At 69.7% G+C, this 20,607-nt stretch carries 21 protein-coding genes; 13 read left to right on the forward strand and 8 right to left on the reverse strand.

Features of this window, described 5'->3' with window-relative positions; genetic code table 11:
- Positions 1 to 144: 144 nt before the first annotated feature.
- The 3 genes from EON91_RS10975 to prmC form a co-directional block, all read right to left on the reverse strand.
- Positions 145 to 1,407, reverse strand: a complete 1,263-nt coding sequence (locus EON91_RS10975) for a response regulator (protein WP_292094575.1) — start codon at positions 1,405 to 1,407, stop codon at positions 145 to 147.
- A 197-nt stretch (positions 1,408 to 1,604) separates the two neighbouring features.
- A complete protein-coding gene (locus tag EON91_RS10980; RefSeq protein ID WP_292094577.1) occupies positions 1,605 to 2,420 on the reverse strand; it encodes a DUF4167 domain-containing protein in 816 nt (271 codons plus the stop codon).
- Positions 2,421 to 2,695: 275 nt separating this feature from the next.
- Positions 2,696 to 3,601: a peptide chain release factor N(5)-glutamine methyltransferase gene (prmC, locus tag EON91_RS10985; RefSeq protein WP_292094579.1), complete on the reverse strand. Its 906-nt coding sequence runs from the start codon at positions 3,599 to 3,601 to the stop codon at positions 2,696 to 2,698.
- Between the two features lie 164 nt (positions 3,602 to 3,765).
- On the opposite strand from prmC, the gene EON91_RS10990 reads away from it, so the two are divergent.
- Positions 3,766 to 4,944 (forward strand): YihY/virulence factor BrkB family protein, encoded by a 1,179-nt coding sequence (locus tag EON91_RS10990; protein ID WP_292094582.1) that lies wholly within the window; start codon positions 3,766 to 3,768, stop codon positions 4,942 to 4,944.
- Between the two features lie 169 nt (positions 4,945 to 5,113).
- Here EON91_RS10990 and prfA read toward each other — a convergent pair whose 3' ends face one another.
- Positions 5,114 to 6,181, reverse strand: coding sequence for a peptide chain release factor 1 (gene prfA / locus EON91_RS10995; protein ID WP_292094585.1), 1,068 nt, complete (start codon positions 6,179 to 6,181; stop codon positions 5,114 to 5,116).
- Positions 6,182 to 6,371: 190 nt separating this feature from the next.
- Between prfA and EON91_RS11000 the strand changes: the two genes are divergently transcribed.
- Together EON91_RS11000 and EON91_RS11005 are read left to right on the forward strand one after the other, a co-directional pair.
- Positions 6,372 to 7,037, forward strand: coding sequence for a response regulator (locus EON91_RS11000; RefSeq protein WP_292094586.1), 666 nt, complete (start codon positions 6,372 to 6,374; stop codon positions 7,035 to 7,037).
- 52 nt (positions 7,038 to 7,089) lie between these two features.
- Positions 7,090 to 7,899: a sulfite exporter TauE/SafE family protein gene (locus EON91_RS11005; RefSeq protein ID WP_292094589.1), complete on the forward strand. Its 810-nt coding sequence runs from the start codon at positions 7,090 to 7,092 to the stop codon at positions 7,897 to 7,899.
- Positions 7,900 to 7,958: 59 nt separating this feature from the next.
- Here EON91_RS11005 and EON91_RS11010 read toward each other — a convergent pair whose 3' ends face one another.
- On the reverse strand, positions 7,959 to 9,365 hold the full coding sequence (locus EON91_RS11010) for a M23 family metallopeptidase (RefSeq protein WP_292094590.1): 1,407 nt from the start codon (positions 9,363 to 9,365) through the stop codon (positions 7,959 to 7,961).
- 333 nt (positions 9,366 to 9,698) lie between these two features.
- Between EON91_RS11010 and EON91_RS11015 the strand changes: the two genes are divergently transcribed.
- From EON91_RS11015 to EON91_RS11030, 4 genes are all read left to right on the forward strand, one after another.
- Positions 9,699 to 12,902, forward strand: a complete 3,204-nt coding sequence (locus EON91_RS11015) for a YdbH domain-containing protein (protein ID WP_292094592.1) — start codon at positions 9,699 to 9,701, stop codon at positions 12,900 to 12,902.
- An 82-nt stretch (positions 12,903 to 12,984) separates the two neighbouring features.
- Positions 12,985 to 13,176 carry a YnbE family lipoprotein gene (locus EON91_RS11020; RefSeq protein WP_292094597.1) on the forward strand — a complete coding sequence of 64 codons (192 nt, stop codon included), beginning with the start codon at positions 12,985 to 12,987 and terminating at the stop codon, positions 13,174 to 13,176.
- Between the two features lie 17 nt (positions 13,177 to 13,193).
- Entirely contained in the window at positions 13,194 to 13,556 is a 363-nt protein-coding gene (locus EON91_RS11025; protein ID WP_292094601.1) for a YdbL family protein, read from the forward strand.
- A gap of 19 nt (positions 13,557 to 13,575) precedes the next feature.
- Complete coding sequence (locus tag EON91_RS11030; RefSeq protein WP_292094603.1) at positions 13,576 to 13,863, forward strand: hypothetical protein; 288 nt, start codon at positions 13,576 to 13,578, stop codon at positions 13,861 to 13,863.
- Positions 13,864 to 13,876: 13 nt separating this feature from the next.
- Here the strand turns inward: EON91_RS11030 and EON91_RS11035 are convergent, their stop codons facing one another.
- Both EON91_RS11035 and EON91_RS11040 read right to left on the reverse strand, forming a co-directional pair.
- Positions 13,877 to 14,131 (reverse strand): hypothetical protein, encoded by a 255-nt coding sequence (locus EON91_RS11035; protein ID WP_292094607.1) that lies wholly within the window; start codon positions 14,129 to 14,131, stop codon positions 13,877 to 13,879.
- A gap of 21 nt (positions 14,132 to 14,152) precedes the next feature.
- Positions 14,153 to 15,304 carry a DNA cytosine methyltransferase gene (locus tag EON91_RS11040; RefSeq protein ID WP_292094609.1) on the reverse strand — a complete coding sequence of 384 codons (1,152 nt, stop codon included), beginning with the start codon at positions 15,302 to 15,304 and terminating at the stop codon, positions 14,153 to 14,155.
- A gap of 97 nt (positions 15,305 to 15,401) precedes the next feature.
- Between EON91_RS11040 and EON91_RS11045 the strand changes: the two genes are divergently transcribed.
- Entirely contained in the window at positions 15,402 to 15,866 is a 465-nt protein-coding gene (locus EON91_RS11045; protein WP_292094612.1) for a hypothetical protein, read from the forward strand.
- 4 nt (positions 15,867 to 15,870) lie between these two features.
- Here EON91_RS11045 and EON91_RS11050 read toward each other — a convergent pair whose 3' ends face one another.
- Positions 15,871 to 16,305: a hypothetical protein gene (locus EON91_RS11050; protein WP_292094614.1), complete on the reverse strand. Its 435-nt coding sequence runs from the start codon at positions 16,303 to 16,305 to the stop codon at positions 15,871 to 15,873.
- Positions 16,306 to 16,354: 49 nt separating this feature from the next.
- On the opposite strand from EON91_RS11050, the gene EON91_RS11055 reads away from it, so the two are divergent.
- The 5 genes from EON91_RS11055 to EON91_RS11075 all read left to right on the forward strand — a co-directional run bounded on the left by EON91_RS11055 (position 16,355) and on the right by EON91_RS11075 (position 20,501).
- Positions 16,355 to 17,461 carry an acyltransferase gene (locus EON91_RS11055; protein ID WP_292094616.1) on the forward strand — a complete coding sequence of 369 codons (1,107 nt, stop codon included), beginning with the start codon at positions 16,355 to 16,357 and terminating at the stop codon, positions 17,459 to 17,461.
- Between the two features lie 82 nt (positions 17,462 to 17,543).
- Positions 17,544 to 18,086, forward strand: a complete 543-nt coding sequence (locus tag EON91_RS11060) for a CHAP domain-containing protein (RefSeq protein ID WP_292094619.1) — start codon at positions 17,544 to 17,546, stop codon at positions 18,084 to 18,086.
- Positions 18,087 to 18,105: 19 nt separating this feature from the next.
- Positions 18,106 to 19,068 (forward strand): magnesium transporter CorA family protein, encoded by a 963-nt coding sequence (locus EON91_RS11065; RefSeq protein WP_292094622.1) that lies wholly within the window; start codon positions 18,106 to 18,108, stop codon positions 19,066 to 19,068.
- Between the two features lie 27 nt (positions 19,069 to 19,095).
- Complete coding sequence (locus tag EON91_RS11070; protein WP_292094624.1) at positions 19,096 to 19,953, forward strand: tryptophan 2,3-dioxygenase; 858 nt, start codon at positions 19,096 to 19,098, stop codon at positions 19,951 to 19,953.
- Positions 19,954 to 20,015: 62 nt separating this feature from the next.
- Positions 20,016 to 20,501, forward strand: coding sequence for a PA2169 family four-helix-bundle protein (locus tag EON91_RS11075; RefSeq protein ID WP_292094625.1), 486 nt, complete (start codon positions 20,016 to 20,018; stop codon positions 20,499 to 20,501).
- Positions 20,502 to 20,607 lie beyond the last annotated feature (106 nt).

The following is a 20,607-nucleotide window of genomic DNA, read 5'->3' on the forward strand; positions in this document are numbered from 1 at the left end:
GGCCGTCAGCCCGGCGACGGCCAGGGCGGAAACGAAGGCGAGCGATAGAAGACGGCGCATGGGCGCTCCCGGCGGGGCGTCGATATCCCTTTAGGGCGGTCCGGGGCGGCATCGTCAAGGGCGCTCGCCCCGCAGGCGTCGTCGTCAGGCCGCGCGATCGGTGGAATCACCGGGTGCGGCGCCCAGGATTGCACCCAGAACCGTCAGCAGTTCGCCGGGCTGCACCGGCCGGGTCAGCCAAGCGTGAAAGCCGGCCTCCCGCGCGCGACGGGACTCGGTCGGGTCCAGCCCCACACCCAGTCCGACCACCGGCAGACGGCGGGTCAGGGGATCGGCGTCGAGCCGCGCCTTGACGGCGAACCCGTCCAGATCGGGCAGGTCCGCGTCCAGCAGAACCACATCGGGACGCAGCGCCCGCGCCATGGCCAGCCCCTCGGCGGCGTCGGCCGCGACATGCAGACGCACGTCGCCCAGCGCGGCGTTCATGGTGCGCAGCAAGGCGCGGCCGCTTGCATGCCCCTCGATACACAGGATCGCCGCGCCAGACGGCAACGTGATCGGCGGGGCCTCTCCGACCGGTAGCAGCAAGGGCAGGACCAGCACGATCCGGGCGGCGCCGCCGCCGTGTTCGACCTCGATCCATCCGCCCATGGCCGAGGCCCGCCGCCGCAACAGGGCGACATCGACACCTGCCCTAGCTTCAGTGGTGCTGGCCGCACCCAAGTGGCTGACGCACAGTCGCGCATGGGTGTCGACGCTCTGGACGCGGGTCCGGACCTGACCACCCGGCCCCGCCTGACGAAGGGCGGTGGTGACGACGCCGGTCATCAGGGCGTGCAGCCGCTCGGGATCAGCCCGCACCTGCGGGGCGATGCTGTCGGCCGACGGCGCGTCGGGGCGTTGCAGCGTCACCCCCATCGCCTGCGCGCGCGGCGCCAGCGACTCGCAGACGTGGAGCAGCGCCAGACGGGCGTCCAGCGCCACAGGCAGGGCGGGAATCTGGCCCGAGTCGAGCCGGGCGAGGTCTTGCAGATGATTGAGCAGGGGCGTGGCGGTATCCGCCGCGCTCAGAATCTGGTCGACGGCGCGGGCCTGACGCGGGGCCAGCGGCTCGACCGCGCCATGGGCGCGCATCAGGCCGGCGAAGCCCGTGACCGCCTCCATGGCGCGGCGCAATTCGGCGGTGGCGGCGATGGTCAGCAGGGCCGCCGCCTGGTGGGCGCCGACAACCGCTTCTGATCGGTCCAGGGCGTGACGCAGGTCGCGCGTCCGGTCGGCCAGTCGCGCCTCGAACACCTGGTTCAGGCCGCGCAGGCGCACCGCCTCGGCGCCCGCCCGGCGCGCCAGCCGGATGGAGGCCAGAGCCCCGGCGAGCGCCAGCGCCAGGAACAGCAACATGATCGACATGATCCATCCTCCCCACGGCCAGAGTGTCGCAGGAAGGTTGCATCAATATGAATCAAACAACTTTTGGTAGTTTCAGCCTTCGTCGGCCGGAGTCTCGGCGCGGCGACGGGGGGCGCGGCGACGGGGCTTTTCACCCTCTTCGGCAGGGGCCGTTTCGGCGGCAGCGGGCGCCGGAGCGGCCAGCGCGGTCGAGCGCGTCAGGAAGCCCGGCAAGGCCGAGACGCCCTCGTCCTCGGCGGCTGGCGTACGCTCCTCACGCTCGCGGCGCGGGCGGCGGGCAGGGCGTTCAGAGGCGGCGGCGGCGGGGCGTCGTCCGCAGTGGCGGGCGCGGCGGCCTCGGCCGGAGCGGCGTCGGAAGCTTCGGCGCCCTGGGCGCCTTCGCCGTCGTTGTCGAAGCGACGACCGCCCCGTTCATCGCGGCGACGCTCCCAGCGCTCGCGACGGGATTCGCGACGACCGCCTTCGCGGCCCTCATCACCCTCGGCGCGGGCGTCGTCGCCCTCGCGCGGCGGGCGCGGCTCACGGGGTTCACGGAATTCGCGGGGTTCACGTGGCTCGCGGTCGCGATTGGCCTCGCGCTCGGCGCGTTCGGCCTGACGGCGGGCCTCGTCGTCGATGCGTTGCTGCTCGGCCTGCTGGGCGGCGATGATGGCCGCCGCCTGGGCGCCGGACTCATCCTCGAAGTCGATGTCGAAGCCCTGGCCGGCCAGTTCGCGCTGGGCGATCTCGCTGACCGGACGCTGCGGCTGCAGGGCGCGCAGGACCCGGAAATAGTGTTCGGCGTGCTGGGTGTAGTTCTCGGCCAGCACGCGGTCGCCGCCGGCCGAGGCGTCGCGGGCCAGCTGCATGTAGCGCTCATAGACGGTCTGGGCGTTGCCACGAACCTTGATGTTCTCGGGCCCTTGCGAGTCCCACGAACGGTTGGGGTTCGTATTATTGGCGTTGCTGTTGCCGCCGCCGCCGGGCTTTCTGTTGCGTCCGCGCTGACGCTTCATGCCCTTGAAATCTCTCATCGGACGCTACCGTGCCTGAAGGGGGCGGGTCGCCGCGCGAAGCGGTCGGCCGAGGCCCGTGTTCGTGGTTCCGTTCGCTCGGGGCCTATCCCCGGTGTCGATCTGCTCGGAAAAACCTGTGTCCCCGGCGTGGTCCGCGCCGACCGCAAGGTCAACGCCGTCATGCGCCCCAGCCGCGAGTCGTCGGACCGGTTGGTCCAGGCAGATGCGGTTGGATGGAGACAGCGCAGACTTAGCGCGCTCCCCGCCGGTTTCCAAGCGGTTTGTTCAGGCGCTCAGCGACCCGGCTGAAGCGCGGGCTGGTCCACAGGCGCGCTGAGGCGCGGGTCGGGGCCATTGGTGACGACGCGGTCGCGATCGGACAGATCCTTGATGACCTTGACCTCGGCAAAGCCGGCCGATTCGAACAACGCCTTGACCTGTGGCCCCTGATCCCAGCCGATCTCAACCGCGAAAATCCCCTCGGGGCGCAGGATGCGGGCGATCTCGGGCGCCAGGTCGCGGTAAGCCTGCAGTCCGTCGGGTCCGCCGTCCAGCGCCAGATGCGGGTCATGCTCGCGCACCTCGGGATCCAGGCCGGGAATGTCGCCGCTGGGGATATAAGGCGGGTTGGACACCACCAGATCGAAACTGTCGTCTGCGAAGCCCGCCGCCCATTCGGTGCGCAGGAAGGTCGCGCGGCTGTTCAGGTCCAGATTGGCGGCGTTCTCTTTCGCCACGGCCAGAGCCTCGGACGAGATGTCCGTGCCGACGCCGCGCGCGCCGAACCGCTCGGCCAGGGTGGCCAGCAGGATGGCGCCCGAGCCGGTGCCCAGGTCGATCATCTCGAACGCCCTTTGCGGCGGGAAGGCCAGCAGAACGACATCCAGAATCGCCTCGGTGTCGGGACGGGGGCTGAGCACGTCGGGGGTGACGTTCAGCATGATCTTCCAGAAGCCCTTCTTGCCCAGGATACGCGACACAGGCTCGCGGCGCAGGCGGCGCTCGACATAGGCGTCCATCGCGGCGGCCTGTTCCGGGGTCAGGGGGCGATAAGGCTCGGTCAGGATGTCGGTGCGGCTGGCGCCGGTCGCGGCCTCCAGCAGCAGGCGGGCGTCGATCGACGGGCTGTCGATGCGGCCTTCCTTCAGGCGGGCCTGGGCGGTCTTCCAGGCGGTCAGCAGGGTCGGGGTGTCGGACATGCCGGTTGATTGGCCCGCCTTGCGCCCGGATTCAAGCGCGACCGGCGACGGAACGCCCCGGCAGCTTGGCCGTTGAGCAGCCGATGGGGTCGAAATCCGGACATTTCAGAGCGCGGGCGAAGACACGGACCGGGGAAAACGGTCGTGGCGGACCGGGCGGCCTGATGACCGCCCTGCTGTCGATCGCCGGGGGTCTGGCGGCGGGCGCCGGGGCGGCGCACCTGCTCTATACGCAAGGTCACAAATACGGGGTCGAGCTGCGCCCCAAACGGCCCGAACCCCTGCCCCCGCGCCCGCCGACGCCCGAGGATTTCGAGGCCAGGGAGCCCGGCCGGGGCCGACTGGCCCAGCGCCCCATCCATATTCCGCACAAGGGGTGGGTCGATATCCTGTGGCGAACGGGCGCGGCCTATTTCGGGGACCGGGTCGGGTTCGTCGCGGGCGGCGTGACCTTCTTCGTCGTGCTGTCTCTGTTCCCGACGCTGGGCGCCTTTGTCACCATCTATGGGCTGTTCGCCGATCCGGCCGACGCCTGGGGCCGACTGGCCTTCCTGTATTCCGTCCTGCCCGCGCCCATCGCCCAGTTTCTGGGCGGCGAGATGCAGAGGCTGGCGAGCAATTCCACCGGCCAGCTGACCTTCACCCTGGTGTGGACCCTGGCCCTGTCGCTGTGGACCGCGAACGGGGGAATCAAGACCCTCTTCTATGGGTTGAACGTCGCCTATCACGAGGTCGAGAAGCGCAATCTGGTCCGGTACAATCTGATCTGTATGGGATTCACCCTGACGGGCCTGATCTCCATCCTGTTGACCGCCGCACTGGTGGTCGGGGTGCCGGTGGTGCTGAAGCTGCTGGGGCTGGAAGAGGAATGGGCGCTGTTCGCGCCGCTGCGGTGGCCCCTGTTGTTCATGGTCTATGTGGCGGCGATGACGGTCATCTATCGCTTCGGCCCGTGCCGGGCGCGGGCGCGGTGGCGGTGGCTGACGCCGGGCGCCCTGTTCGCGGGGGTGCTGAGCCTGGCGGTGTCGTTCCTGTTCAGCTGGTATCTGTCGAACTTCGTGCGGACGGATTCCTATGGGCCGCTGGCGGCGCTGATGGGCTTCCTGCTGTGGACGTGGATTTCGGTGCAGATCATCCTGATGGGCGCCGAGCTGAACGCCGAGATCGAGCACCAGACCGCCATCGACACCACCACCGGCAAGCCGCTGCCGATCGGCGAACGCGGCGCCGTCGTCGCCGACACCGTGGGACCGAGGCGCGGCAGCCCCGCCGCCCTGGCCTTCACCCTGAAACACACCGAGGCGCTGGCGGACCGGCTGCTGAGGCGGAAGCGGCCGGAGTAGGGGCCCACGCCTCTCCCTCCCCGTCCCGGGGAGGGGGGTCGCGCAGCGACCGGGTGGGAAGGGCAAGGCGATGCTGGGCGCGGCGGAGGCTCAGCCTTGCCGCCCCCACCCGGCGTCGGCCTGACGGCCTCAGCCACCCTCCCCCAAGTGGGAGGGAGAGGCGTCGAGCCTAGCCGAACTCCGCTTCCAGATCGGCGAGCCGCGCCGCCTGGTCCTCGGCGATGAGGGCGTTCAGCATCGGGTCGAGGTCGCCCTCCAGAATCTGGGGCAGGCTGTGCAGGGTCAGGCCAATACGGTGGTCGGTCACGCGGCCCTGCGGGAAGTTGTAGGTGCGAATGCGCTCGGACCGGTCGCCCGAGCCGACCTGCGACTTGCGCGCGTCCGACCGGGCCGCGTCCTTGGCCTGGCGTTGCTGGTCGTACAGGCGGACACGCAGGTTCTTCATCGCCTTGTCGCGGTTCACGTGCTGCGACTTTTCCGAGCTGGTGACGACGATGCCGCTGGGCAGGTGGGTGATGCGCACCGCCGAGTCCGTCTTGTTGACGTGCTGGCCGCCCGAGCCGGAGGCGCGGTAGGTGTCGATGCGGATGTCCTTGTCGTGGATCTCAATCTCGACGTCCTCGACCTCGGGCAGAACGGCGACGGTGGCGGCCGAGGTGTGGATGCGGCCACCGGCCTCGGTGGTGGGCACGCGCTGGACGCGGTGGACGCCGCTTTCGAACTTCAACCGGCCGAACACGCCGTCGCCGGTGACGGTGGCGATGATCTCCTTGTAGCCGCCGGCCTCGCCCTCGGTCGCGCTGTCGACCTCGACCCGCCAGCCGCGCGTGGAGGCGTAGCGCGAATACATGCGGAACAGGTCGCCCGCGAACAGGGCCGCCTCGTCGCCGCCGGTGCCGGCGCGCACTTCCAGCACGGCCGAGGCGTTTTCGTCGGCGTCGCGCGGCGCCAGCAGCAGAGCGACCTCGTGCTCCAGATCCGGCAAGCGTTCCGTCAGGGCGCGGCGCTCGACCTCGACCATCTCGGCCATTTCGGGATCGGCGGCCATGGCGTCCAGATCGGCCAGTTCGGCGCGGCCGCGCGACAAGGCCTGGACCGCGTCGGCCACGGGCTTGATCTCGGCGTGCTCTTTCGACAGGCGTACGATCTCGGCCCCGTCCGAGGCTGCGCCCATCCGCGCCTCCACCTCGTGGAAACGGTCGAGCACCTGATCGAGCCGGGCCTGTGGCAGTCGCAAGGGAAACATCCTGAAATCGCGGGGCGCGATCCTTAGCGCGCGGGCGTCGTTTTGTCAGCGCTGGCGATGAACCGGGACCCGACGTGCGCGTTCGGCTCGCTCACGTCTGCTCACAAGCGCGTCAGGACGGGTTTTCCCGCCGGGTCCGAGCGCCTAGCTGAGCCGTGAGATGACAAGACCAGGGGCGAGCATGTTCGACGGAATTCTTCAGGCGGCGGGCGCTTCTGTGTCCGCCGCGACCGACCGGGAACATCTGCCCGACGATGTGCGGCGGCTGTGCGACCGCTATGACCGGCTGCTGACCGACCCGAAGGCGATGCTGGACAACGAGGCGCGGACCCAGCTGACCGGCATGGCCGCCATCTATGACCTGGACACCGACCGCGAGCCGGCGACCGTCTGGCGCGACCTGCGAGCCGTGCTGGTGCGTCAGTCGCCCGCCCGCACGACCGGGGTCGAGGAAGAGCGCACCTTGCCGTCGGCGCCCCCCATCACCGTTCTGGTGGTCGAGGATGATCCGCTGATCGCCGCCGACCTGATCGAGACCCTGACTGAAGCCGGGCACGGCGTGATCGGTCCGTTCCAGAGCGCCGAGGCGGCCGCGGCCTCGGCCGGGCTACAGGCGTTCGACCTGGCCCTGATCGACATCAATCTGGCGGGCGGCGGGTCGGGCGTCGAGCTGGCGCGGACGCTGAAGGACGCCTGGGGCAAGCCGGTGATGTTCCTGTCGGGCGACGTGACCGCCGCCGCGCGGCACGCCGAGCTGGCCGCCGCCCTGATCATCAAGCCGTTCCGCGGCGCCGAGGTTCTGCAAGCCATCGACCGCGCCGTCGCGCGCGGGACCGTCGCCGCCTGAGGCGACAGGCGACAGGCAACGGAAATCGCGCAGGCGACGTTGAGGCCTGGGCATGAGCGGGGCGTCGGTGGAGACTCTCGAGACCTTCCTGTTGTTCTTTTTCGTCGGACTGGTGGCCCAGTCGGTCGATGGGGCGCTGGGCATGGCGTACGGCGTCATTTCGTCATCGGTGCTGCTGGCGCTCGGCGTGCCCCCGGCGACGGCGTCGGCCAGTGTGCACGGGGCCGAGGTCTTCACCACCGCCGCTTCGGCGGGCAGCCACATCTGGCATCGCAACGTGGACTGGCGGCTACTGTTTCCGCTGGCGGTGGCCGGGGTGATCGGCGGCGTGCTGGGTGCCTATGTGCTGGCGGGGATCAACGGCGCCGCGATCAAGCCGTTCATCGTCGGCTATCTGGCGCTGATCGGCGTCTACATCCTGTGGCGGGCGGGGCATGACGTGAAGCCGCGTCATATCCGTCCGGCCTGGGCAGTGGCGCCGCTGGGCGCGATCGGCGGCTTCTTCGACGCGATCGGCGGCGGGGGCTGGGGACCGACTGTATCCTCGACCATGGTCGCCGTGGGCCAGGAGCCGCGCCGCGCCATCGGCACCGTCAATACGGCCGAGTTCTTCCTGACCGTGGCCATTTCGGCGACCTTCGTCTGGGCGCTGGTGACCGGCCACTGGAAGGACGCCGACGCGCTGCAAAACCACGCCACGGCCGTGGCCGGACTGGTGGTCGGCGGACTGATGGCCGCGCCCTTCGCCGGGTTGATCGTCAAGAAGGTGCCGCGCCGGGCCCTGACCTATGCGGTCGGCGGACTGCTGGTGCTGCTGGCGGGATTCCAGGGCGCGCAGCTGGCGGGCTGGATCGGACGCTGAGCCGCAGGCAAGAAAAAGGGGGCGTCGCCGCCCCCTGATCCGTCAGATTTTCTGCTGGCTCAGCCCTGGGCGGGACGCAGGCCCGGCGCCGAGGCCTGAAGCACGGCCGGCTTCTTTTCGCCGCCGGCGGCGATGATGCGGTCGATGCGGGTTTTCTCGGCGCGGAAGGCGGCCAGATCGGCGCCCGCCAGAATGGTGCCTTCGGTCGTGCGGATGCCGGACGGATTGATCCGCTGGCCACCGCGCCAGATTTCATAGTGCAGGTGCGGACCAGTCGAGGCGCCGGTCGACCCGACGTAGGCGACGATCTGACCCTGGCTGACACGTTGGCCGGCGCGGATGCCCGAGGCATAGCGCGACAGGTGGCCATAGCCGCTTTCCAGCCCGTTGGCGTGGCGGATGCGCAGCCAGTTGCCATAGCCGCCCCAGCGGCGGGCCTCGACCACCACGCCGTCGGCGGGGGCCACGACCGGCGTGCCGGTGGCGGCCGCGAAGTCGGTGCCTTGGTGCATCTTGCGGTAACCCGAGATCGGGTGCGTCCGCACGCCGAAGCCCGAGCTGACCCGGCGGAAGCTCTGCAGCGGCGTGCGCATCAGGGCCGAGCGGGTGTTCTTGCCCGTGGCGTCGAAATACTGGGCCTCCTTCGCGCCGGCGGCCTTGAAGCGATAGAAGACCTGACCGCGCAGCTCGGCGTACAGCAGTTCGCCGGTTTCGACGGTGCGGCCGCTTTCGGTCACGGCGCGGTCGAAGACCAGGGTGAATTCATCGGCGGCGCGGATGTCGCGCTGCATGTCGAACTTGTGCGAGAACAGCTGGACCGCGCGGCGCGTCACCTTGGACGTCGCGCCCATGCGCTGGGCCGTGGCCAGCAGCGAGCGATCCACGTCGCCCTTCAGCACCATGGTCTCCTGCGTCACCTTTTCGTCCAGCGATCGCAGGCGCAGCGCGCCGTCGAAGCTGCGCGAGACGGTCAGCTGGCTGGCCGGGCCGGTGCGCATGGTCAGGCCGATCAGACGGGCCGGGCCGGTTCCGCCGCGTGGCTTGGAGATGGCGGTTTCGAACCGCAGACCCGCGCGCAGATCCTTCAGGTCGAAGGCGTTGGAAATGGTGGCGGCGACGGCGCTGGCTTCCTCGGCGGCGATGCCGGTGCGGCGCACGGCCTGCTCGAAGGTTTCACCCTTGCGGATCTGGACCGGAATAGCCTCGGGCACGGTCAGGCCGGCGGGCGCGGCGGCGGCGGCGAAGGCCTGGGTTTCAAGGACGGCGATCTGTTCGGCGGTGAGGGGCGGCGCCTCCTCGGCCTGAACAGGCTGGTAGACCCTGCCAGCAAGTAGCGCCACCGTAACAGCCGCCGCCGCCGTGAAGGCGTGGGGCGCAAGGCGCATGGGCTGGCGACGCGGATCGAACTGGGCCATCGGTCCCCGAAAATCGACGACGCCTTCTGGCGCCAACTCGGTCTTGAGCAAGATTCGCGCCCAGTTCCCCCGAACGCGAAGCCAAGCCCTATAGCGTGACGTTCCCATTTTGGGAAGCCGACAGGTTACAAACCGTTAATCGCGCCAGATTCCGTGAGATTCGCAGACGGAGCGGGGCTGTCTGCTGAACAGCAGACGCGCTTCAACGCAGTCTTTGATCGTCGATGACAGCGAATTGATTCAAGCGCGGCCCTGATCTCGCCAAGCTTCACTGAAAGTGTCTATTCAGTCACTGACTAGTGTTCGTAAAGCAACGCCTGTTCACGAGCCGCGTTCTGTGGCGAACATCGAATCCGTTTCGCGTATTAAGGGATCGCCCGCGCCTTGATCGACGCTGCCGCAGAGGCCCCTGAGGCCGGACAGGCTTCGCCCCGCCCCCCGTCACCGCGCCGTCGGACGCCCCGGAGCGCGGGCGGCTGGATCGCCGTGGCGGTGATCGCCCTGATCCTTGTCCTGCTGCTGGCCACGCTGCTGCTGTATGTGAACCGCCGCGCCGCCGCGCGTGAGGTGCTGGTCGGCTGGCTGGACCGGCGCGGGATCGTCGCCGACGTCGAGGTCGAGCGGATCGAACTGGATGGCTTTGTCGGCAAGGTCCGCATCGGCGACCCCGCCAATCCCCAGGCCTCGGTCGAACGGGTCGAGGTGGACTACGCCATCGCCCTGCCCTGGTCGAAATCGGGACTGGGCGTCACGCCCAGCCGGATCCGGCTGGTGCGGCCGGTGGTCCGGGCCTCGTGGAAGGACGGCACGCTGTCGGTCGGCCCACTGGACCAGATCGTGCGCGAGTTCACCAGCCGCCCACCCCAACCGGACCAGCGCGCGCCGCTGGTCATCGTCGAGACCGGGCGACTGCGACTGGATACGGAGTATGGGCCGCTGCAACTGCTGGCCGACGCGCAGGTCGAGAACGGCAAGCTGATGCGGCTGGCCGCCCGCATGCCGACTGCGGCGCTGAAGAGCGGCGATATCGAGGCGCGGGGTCTGGGCGGCGCTCTGGACCTGACTACGACCGGCGACCGGGTGGCGGTGAAACTGGACCTGGCGGCGGACCGGTTCGCCCTGGCGAACGCCAGCGGCGGCGAGGCGCAGCTGACCCTGACCGGCGACCTGCCCTATCCGGATATGAAGACCCACCGCAACGACGGCGCCGCGCGACTGAACGGCGTGCTGAAGGCGGCGACGCTGGCCGCCGCCGGAACCCAGGCCCGGGACGCCGAGGCGACCCTGTCGTTCAACGGCCTGACCTCGGGCTGGATCGAGACCTTCCGCATCGACGGGCGCGCCGCGGCGGCGCTGTCGGCCGGGCGCATTAGCGGCGACGCCCTGTCGGGCCGCGCTGTCCGCCTGACCCTGCCCGAGGGCCGGATGCAGCTGGCGCGGGCGGAAGGCGGCGTCGAATGGCGGCGCGACGGCGGCGTCACTCTGCGAGCGGCGCAACTGGCGGCCTCGGGCGCCGAGGTGTCGGGTCTGGATCTGGGTTCGGGCGGCCTGACGGTCGGCGGACGCGGCGACCGCTTCGAAGCGGTCGGGCCGTTGGATCTGCGCGCCGACCGGGTGAAGACCGCCGATCTGGACCTGCGGGCCGTCACCGGTCGGACGCGGTTCGACATGACCCATGACGGCGCCACCCTGATCCACGCCACCGGCGCGGTGCGGGCCGGGCGCGCATCCTGGCCGTTGTTCGGCCCGGTCAAGGCGGACGACATGCCCGATCTGGCCGAGATGAAGCGGGCGCTGGGCGATTTCGCCCTGGACGCGCCGTCCATCCGCCTGACCACCGGCAGTCCCGGCACGACGGTCGATCTGTTGCAGCCGGTGACGGTGCGGCCCGCCAACGGCGGCGTTCTGACGGCGGCGGCGGGCGCGCGGCCGGTCTTCTCGGCCGAGCCGGGCGAGGCGGGCGGCGGGGCGCTGACCCTGACGGCCACGCGCGGGCGCGGCCTGCCCCAGGCAGCGTTCGCCATTCCCGACTGGCGGATGACGCCCCGTGGCTTCTCTGCACGCCTGGATGGACGCGCGGCGCTGGACTTCGACCTGGCGCGGGGAATCGCGGTCCAGACCAGGGGGCTGCTGGCCTCGAACCACGGCGTTCTGACCTATGCGCCCGAAGGCTGTCTGCCGATCACCGTGGCCAAGCTGGATCTGGGCGAGAACTCGGTCGTCGATGCATCGGGGACCCTGTGCCCCGGTGACGGGCCGCTGGTGCGGGTGGCGGACGGCGGGTGGCGCGCGGACGGTACGCTGGGCGACGTGTCGGCGACGGCCCCCTTCCTGCAGATGCGGTTCGCCGATGCGGCCGGGCCGCTGGCGGTCAGCGGCTCCGAACGCGGCGTCGCGCTGAGCCTGACGGTGCAGCGCGCGCGGGTCGAGGACGCTGCGCCCGAGCTGCGGTTCAACCCGCTGGCGGCGTCGGGACAGTTGCGGCTGGCCGACGAGCGGTGGAGCGGCGGTTTCGACGTCACGCGCAGCGGTCACGCGCTGGGCCGACTGGAGCTGGCCCACGACGGACGCGCCCAGGCCGGCGGCATGACCATCAGCGCGCCGAGCGTGGCCTTCGCCGAAGGGGGCCTGCAACCGGACGACCTGAGCCCGCTGGTCAAGGACTTCATCCAGTCGCCGGCAACCGGCGCGATCGGGTTCGAGGGGCGGTTTGACTGGGCCGGCGAAACCTCGACCAGCAGCGGCAAGCTGTCGGTGCCGGGCCTCGACTTCGTCAGTCCGGCCGGGCCGGTCAAGGGTCTGAAGGGCGAGGTGGTGTTCACCAGTCTGGCCCCGCTGGTCACCGCGCCGGACCAGACACTGCGGGCCGAGAGTCTGGAGTTGCTCAGCGGCGTGACGGACGTGGACGTGATCTTCGCCCTGGACGCGAACGCCATCACCGTGGGCGGGGGCGAGCTGGACATCGCCGGGGGGGCCATCCGGGTCGAGCCCTTCTCGGTGCCACTGGACCTGAAACAGGGCTTTGGCGGGACCATCGTGCTGGACCGGGTGCAGCTGGGCGCGCTGGTGGCCAAGTCGGGATTCGCCGACAAGGTGTCGATGGACGCCGTTGTGTCGGGCCGCCTGCCCTTCACCTCGAACCCGGCGGGCGGAGTGCGGATCATCGGCGGCACGCTGAACGCAGTGCAGTCGGGCCGGCTGTCGATCTCTCGCGAGGCGCTCAGCGACGTGGCCGCTGGCGGCGGGGGCGAGGGCGCCTCGCCCAATACGGTCGAGGACCTGGCCTATCAGGCGATGGAGAACCTGGCCTTCGACCTGCTGACGGCCGAGGTGAACAGCCTGGACGCCGGGCGGCTGGGCGTGCTGTTCCATATCCGTGGACGCCACGATCCGCCCCAGCGGCAGGAGCTGCGGCTGAGCCTGGCCGAGCTGATCAGCCGCGACTTCCTGAACCGGCCGCTGCCGCTGCCGTCGGGCACGGCCATCGACCTGACGCTGGACACGACGTTGAACGCCAACCAACTGCTCAGCGATCTGCTGGCCCTGAACCGCGCCCGCAACGGCGAAGATACGACGAACACACCGTAACCTTGGCCTTTTGTTCAGAACCCATTCACCCTATGCCGCGTTAGATCACGGCGACCACAGGCCGCAGCCGGAGACCGACTTCATGACTCGCCAGCGTTTGCTCGCCGCCGCATTGGGGCTGACCGTCGTCAGCGTCGGCGCAGCCGCGTGCACCCCGACGATCCGCCTGCAGGTCGATCCGATCCAGATTTACGCCAAGCTGGACGCCGACGTGCGCGTCCGCCTGGACCAGGAGCTGCAACAGCTCCTGCGCGAAAACCCCAACCTGTTCTGATGGGAAAGGTCATAGCCATGCAATTTCGCAAGCTCTTCGTTATCGGCGCCGCCGTCGCCGCCCTCGGCGTGGCCGCGGGCGCGGCCTTCGCCCAGACCGCCAGCCAGAAATCCATGATCGACGCCGCCAAGACCCAGGGCGTGGTCGGCGAGCAGGCTGACGGCTATCTGGGCTTCCGCACGCCGTCGTCGGACTCCGAACTGACCGCGGCCGTCCAGACCACCAACGCCGCCCGCCGCCAGGCCTATGCCCGCAGCGGCGCCGACGCCGGCACCAGCGCCGATGTGGCCGGGGCCCGCATGTTCGAGGGCCAGCTGCTGCCGCGCATCAGCTCGGGCCAGTGGTACCGCAACGCCCAGGGCCAGTGGGTCCAGCGCTGATCGGCGCCGACAGGCGGATGTGAGTGATGAAGCGGACGGCGCCCCCGGCGTCGTCCGCTTTTTGCTTTTTCTGGGGCTGGCGGCAGGAATCGCGGGCGGCGCCACCTGGGGATTCAACACCCTCTGGCGAGCCGTTGGCGACGGCGAGATGAGCCTGCACGGCTGGATCGCCCTGGGCCTGGGGATCGCCGGCGCCTTCGGCCTGGCGTGGCTGCTGATGACCCTGGCCTTCCACTCCGACAGCGAAGGCTGGGACGACCGGGTGGACAACTCGTTCGATCCGGGGCGGGAGGATGAGGAGGATTGATCCTCCGGTCTCGCTACTGCCTGCTTATGTGGCGGTAGGCCCACAACCGGAACAGCGCGGGCAAGGCGAACATGATACCGCCGATGACCGAGGCCGCGCCCACGATCAGGACGAATGCGCGGAGCATGCGGAAGAACTCCGGCCAGCTGTTGATTCCGACGAAAGCCGCGATCCCGATCGGAAAGATCATGGCGATCAAGATTCGCCAGAATCCCCACCAGAAGGCATCCCACGCGCTTCCGGGCATTTGAATCAGGTTTCTTTTCAAATCCGCCCCCGGCGCATCGGCCTACGCCGCCAGCGCACCCGCCCGACCCAGCGCGGGCAGCAGCAGCCCCTCGGTCAGGGCCCGGACCACAGGCACGGCCACCGCGTCGCCGGTCAGTTTCAGGGCGGCGCTTTCGCTGCCGGGCAGGACGTAGGCGTCATCGACGCCCATCAGGCGCGCCGCCTCACGCGCGGTCAGATAGCGGACGCGCGCGCGGCCCTGGTCGCACACCACCAGATATTGCCGCGACGAGCCGCCCGCCGGGGTGCGCAGACAGCCGGCGACGCCGTCGAACCGCAACTCCAGCCGCTGAACCTTGGCCCCGCCCTCGACCCGCACCCGGCGATAGGCCGCGCCGATGCGGCGTTCGCCCGAGGCCAGAGCGGCGTCGATCCGTCGCCGGTGCAGCGGCGCGGTCATGGCCAGCAGGCGTTCAGCCGTGGCGTCCGGCAACCACCCCGCCTGATCGTCGGGCGACAGCAGGGCGTCCAGATCCAGGTTCCGACGCGCGGGGGCGGGCAGGCGCCACCAGCGCCAGGCGGCGCGGACGGCGTCCGGCAGGCGGGCGTGGGCGGCGATCAGACGGGGACTGTGGAACGGGCCGGACGGGGCGGCGGCGCTGGCCCCCTCGATCCCGCGCATGGCGACCACGAACAGGCGCGGGCGCGACTGGGGCAGCCAGTGAACGGCGTCCATCTCCAGCGCGCCGACGACATAGCCCTGATCGACCATGGCGGCGCAGACGGCGGCGAAATCGGCCCCGCCGCCCGAGGTCAGCAGGCCGACCACATTTTCGATCACGATCAGGCGCGGGGCGCGCCCCTCAAGGTCCAGCCCTTGGATCAGCTTCCAGAAGCCCCAGAAGGCGCCCGACCGCCTGGCCTTCAGCCCGCCGCGCGCGCCCGCCAGTGACACGTCCTGACAGGGCGACGAAGCCCAGGCCAGATCAGCGTGGCCCGGCAGATCGGCGGGGCTCAGGTCCCAGATGTCGCCCAGCCGGAACGGCACGTCGTGGTTGGCGGTGAAGGCGCAGGCCTTTTTCGCGTCGATGTCATTGGCGAACAGGGTGCGGAAACCGGCCCCGTCCGCGGCCAGCCCCATCCCCGCCAGCCCGCCGCCGGCGAAGAACTCGTACAGGCCCGGCGCGGCCGAAGGGTCGACGACATTCGTCATGATTCGCGGAGCCTAGCGTATCTCCGCGCGTTCGGCGCCTGCGGACTTGACCCACGCGTCGGGCCGCGCTGTCTGCGGCCAAGCCTTGGAGATCGTCATGCGCCCCGTTTTGTTCGTCCTGTCCCTGACCCTTCTGGCCGCCTGTTCGCCCGAGCCCGAGGTCAAGCGTGGCCCGCCCGAGGCGCCGACCCCGGCCGCGCCGACGACGCCGATGCTGGCGGGCGTGGATCTGAGCCAGCCGCTGCGGCTGCTGGGGACCGAGCCGTTCTGGGGCGTGCAGGTGACGAAGGACGCCCTTGTCTATTCCGGCGTCGACCGACCCGAGCAGCGCGCGCCCAACCCCGCCCCGGCCGTCACCGGCACCGTTGCGACCTGGGACGTGACCACCGACAAGGGCGCCCAGCTGAAGGTCATGCTGACCGCCACCGAATGTTCGGACGGGATGAGCGATCGCACCTATCCGCTGACCGCGCGGGTCGAGATCGGCGGCGAGACGCTGAACGGCTGCGCGGCCACGGTCGAGGCGCTGGACCGCGCGGGCGAGAGCGGCCGGGTCGAATAGACACTCAGCCGCCCAGCATCGGCCCCAGACCGGGGACCGAGCGGATCGCCTCGCCCAGCAGGTCGCGTCCCGTGGCCTGACGCAGGCGCTCGCGCGCGACGGGCAGCAGGCGTTTCAGGTCGTCCTTATCGACGCCCACAGCCTTGAGTCGGGACAACAGGCCCATGCCGTCGGCCACCGCTGCGCCCGACAGGCCGCCCGCGCCCCGCATCAGGCCGCCGAACAGACCGCCGCCGCCCGCGGGACGCGCCTCGTCCGAGACGGCCAGCGCCTCGGCCCCCGGCACGGCGTCGAACAGTGCGCTGCGGGCGTCCTGACCCGCATGTTTGCCCAGCAGGCCCAGCGCCCCGGCCAGGACGGCCCGCGCCTGTTCCGGGGCCACGTCGGCCTGGCGGGCGAGGTCGGCGATCAGGGCGTCGATGGTCAGCGTGTCGGTCATGCGGACGGCTTAACGCTTCTCAAAGCGGTCGGCTCCTATGTTTGCAGTCATGACAGCGACCGCCCAACCCGCCGATCTGCGCGCCCTGACGGCCCTGCGCTTCTTCGCCGCCGCCTGGGTGGTGCTGTACGCCTTCTGGCCCGACCTGGACGTCGGCTTCGTCCCGAACATCGTGGGCAAGGGTTATCTGGGGGTCGAGCTGTTCTTCGTCCTGTCCGGCTTCATCCTGAGCCATGTCTATCTGGAGGCGGCGGGGGAAAAGCGGTTCCGTTACGGCGGCTTCCTGTGGGCGCGGATTGCGCGGGTCTATCCGCTGCATCTGGCGACCCTGCTGGGGGTCATGGCGCTGGGCCTGGGCGCGCTGGCGGTCGGGATGAGCATTGAGTCCAGCGTGCTCAGCTGGCGTTCCCTGCCAGCCAACCTGCTGATGATCCATGCCTGGGGCTTTGCGCCCGAGGCGGGCTGGAACCATCCCTCATGGTCGATCTCGGCCGAGTGGTTCGCCTATCTGTGCTTCCCGGCCTTCGCCTTCGTCGCCTGGCGCTGTCGGACGCGGCCGATCGCGGCCGTGGCGGGTGCGGCGGCGTTTCTGGTCGCCCTGTACGCCGTGTTCGAGCCGTTGGCGGGGTTCTCGCTGACCGAGGCGACGATCCGTTGGGGCGCGTTGCGGATCGTGCCGTGCTTCGCCTACGGCTGCGCCCTGTATCTGGTCTATCGCCGCGCTCCGCTGAAGCAGGCGGGCTGGCTGGCGCTGGGCTTCGCCGTGGCCACGGCGGCCAGCGCGGCGCTGTTCGCCTGGGACGGGATCACCGTGCTGCTGGCCGGCGGGCTGATCCTGTCGCTGGCCTCGCTGGACAACGCCCGCGCCGGCTGGATGGCCAGCGGCCCGGCGGTCTATCTGGGCGAGATCTCATACTCGATCTACATGGTCTGCGTGCCGTGGAAGCTGCTGGCCGTGAACCTGGCCGCGCGGGTCACCGACGCGCCGGACAAACAGCTGCAAATTTTTGTGTGGCTGGCCGTCGTGGCGCTGATTCCGGTGGTCGCGGCGGTGTCCTATCACCTGGTCGAACACCCGGCCCGGCGGGGTTTGAGGACCCTGGCCGTGCGCCGCCAAAAGCGGTCAACCCCCGCCCCTGTTCCCGCAGAAGGTTAGTCGAATTCCCGCGAAAGGGTTCTTCAACCTTTGAAAACTATCGTCTAAGGCTTGTTCCGAAGGCAGTCGGGAACGCGTAAACATGATGAAACGACTAGCAGCCGCCGCGGTTGCGGCGACCCTTGGCGTTTTTGCGATCAATCCGGCGCCGGCCCGGGCGGACGATCCGTACTGGCAGTGCGTGACCTTCGCCCGCATGTTCTCGGGTATCAATATCTTCGGCGACGCCTGGACCTGGTGGAACCAGGCGGTGAGCAAATTCCGCACCGGCCGCGCCCCGGAAACCGGCTCGGTGCTGGTGTTCCAGCCGCACGGCCGGATGAGCCGTGGCCACGTCGCCGTCGTCTCCGACATCCTGACCGACCGCGTGATCCGCGTGACCCACGCCAACTGGGGCGGCAGCCGCGGCAAGGTCGAGGAGAACGTCACCGTTGTCGACGTCTCGACCGATGGCGACTGGAGCCGGGTCAAGGTCTGGTACAACCCGATCAACGATCTGGGCACCACCGTCTATCCGACCTACGGCTTTGTCTACAAAGGCGCCCGCGACGCCTTTGAAAGCGGTCGCCAGATGGCGGCCAACGCCCTGGCCGCCCCCGCAGCCCCGGCCGAAGGCGGCCGCTGAGGCCTGAAAGGCGGACCGCATGATCCGCCTGTATCGCGCCGCCACCCGGGCCTGCGAGCCGCTGGATGTCCCGCCGGACCGGTTCGCCCTGGACCCCGACGCCCTGTGGATCGACCTGATCTCGCCGTCCCGCGACGAGGAGCTGGCGGTCGAACGCGCGCTGAACATGGCCCTGCCGACCCGCGAGGAAATGTCGGAGCTTGAGGCGTCCAGCCGCCTGTACCGCGAGGACGGCGCCATCTTCGTCACCGCCGACCTGATCCACCGCGGCGACGAGGACATTCCCGCCATCGGCCCGGTGACCTTTGTCCTGACGCCCGGCCCGCTGGTGACCATCCGCTATTTCGATCCCCGCCCCTTCAGCATGCTGGAGGAGAAACTGGACCGCGAGCCGGCGCTGTGCGGTTCGGGCGCCGACCTGTTCCTGAACCTGATGGAGGCGGTGATCGACCGCGCGTCGGATGTGCTGTCGCGCAACGCCGAACGGGTCGAGGCGGTCGGCGGTCTGGTCTTCGCCGAGCGCAAGACGGTCAATTTCGAGAAGCTGATCGGCCGTCTGGGCCGGGCCCACATGGCCACCGCCCGGATCGAGCAGAGCCTGGCGGGTCTGGCCCGGGTCTTCGCCTTCGTCAGCCTGAACGAGCGGCTGGAGAAGGACCCCGAGGCCCGGGAGCACCTGAAGTCCCTGACCCGCGACGCCCAGAGTCTGATCGTGCACAACCAGTCGGTGGCGGCGGGGATCAATTTCCAGCTGTCGGCGGCCCTGGGACTGATCAACATCGAACAGTCGTCGATCATCAAGATCGTGTCGGTGGCCTCGGTCGCCTTTCTGCCGCCGACCCTGATCGCATCAATCTACGGCATGAATTTCGCCCATATGCCGGAGCTGCCGCAGCCGTGGGGCTATCCGCTGGCGCTGCTGGCCATGCTGGCGGCGGGGGTTTTGCCGTTGCTCTGGTTCCGACGGCGGGGCTGGCTCTGAGCCGTCAAAGGCGCGATAGATCGCGGCATGACCGAGACCTCTCCTTCCGCGCCGAACGCGATCCGCGACACCGCCATCGAGACGGCGAAACATGAACCGCAGGGCGTGACCTATGCCGGCTATTTGTCGCTGGACGCGCTGCTGGACGCCCAGAACCCGCGTTCCGACCAGCATGACGAAATGCTGTTCGTCATCATCCACCAGACCAAGGAGCTGTGGCTCAAACAGATCCTGCACGAGATGGCGCTGGCGCAGCGCCTGATCCGCGCGGGCGATCTGGTCCCCGCCTACAAGAGTCTGGCGCGGGTTAGCCGCATCCAGGCGGTGATGACCCAGAGCTGGGACATCCTGGCCACCATGACCCCGGCCGACTACCTGAAATTCCGGGGCGACCTGGGCGCCAGCTCGGGCTTCCAGAGCGACCAGTTCCGGCGGCTGGAGACCATGCTGGGGCTCAAGGATCCGCGCTTCCTGCGCTTCCACGCCGAACGGCCCGACGCCCATGCGGCGCTGAAGGCGGCGATCGAGGCCCCCAGCCTGTATGACGACGCCCTGCTGCAACTGTCCCGGGCGGGGCTGCCGGTCCCGGCCGAGGTGCTGAACCGCGACGTCAGCCAGACCTATGAACCGTCCGAGGGCGTCGAGGCGGCCTGGCTGGAGGTTTACCGCGACACCGAGCGCTGGTGGCCGCTGTATCAGCTGGCCGAGAAGCTGGTCGATCTGGACGACGCCCTGCTGACCTGGCGACACAAGCATGTGGTCACGGTCGAGCGGATCATCGGCAGGCGCCAGGGCACGGGCGGCACCGACGGGGTCGGCTATCTGACCGAGACGCTGAAGCGTCGCTGCTTCCCCGAGCTGTGGTCGCTGCGCAGCAAGCTCTAGGCGCGGAAACCAAGCGCCACGTCAGGGGTTAGCTGATCCGACATCAACCGGAGAGCCTCCCCATGAGCACCCCCCACAGCCACGACATCCACGTCCTGAACGGCCTGATCGAGACCACGATCGACAGCGTCGACGGCTATCGCGAGGCCGCGAAGGAAACCGACAACGCCACCTATCGCACCCTGTTCGAGCGGCGCAGCTTCGAGCGTCAGCAGGTCGCCGGCGAACTGCAGGGCGCCGTCCGGTCGCTGGGCGGCGAGCCCGAGGACGACGGCTCGATCCTGGCCAAGGCGCACCGCGCCTTCCTGGATATCAAGCACGCCCTGATCCGCGACGAACAGGCCGTGGTGAACTCGGTCGAGAACGGCGAGGATCACATCAAGGCCAAGTTCGAGCGCGCGCTGGAGGATTCGGGCGTCTCGGCCACCACGCGCGAGACCATTCGCCGCGCCTACGCCTCGGTGAAGACCGGCCACGACCAGATGCGCGACCTGAAGCACAGCCTGGACGGCCAGCACGACGCGTCCAACCCGCTGTATCCGCAGTAAGCGTTCTCCCTCCCCTTCATGGGGAGGGAGAACGCTTACTGCGGATACAGCGGGTTGGACGCGTCGTGCTGGCCGTCCAGGCTGTGCTTCAGGTCGCGCATCTGGT

The sequence above is a fragment of the Brevundimonas sp. genome, assembly GCF_004210735.1.
Lineage (GTDB): Bacteria > Pseudomonadota > Alphaproteobacteria > Caulobacterales > Caulobacteraceae > Brevundimonas.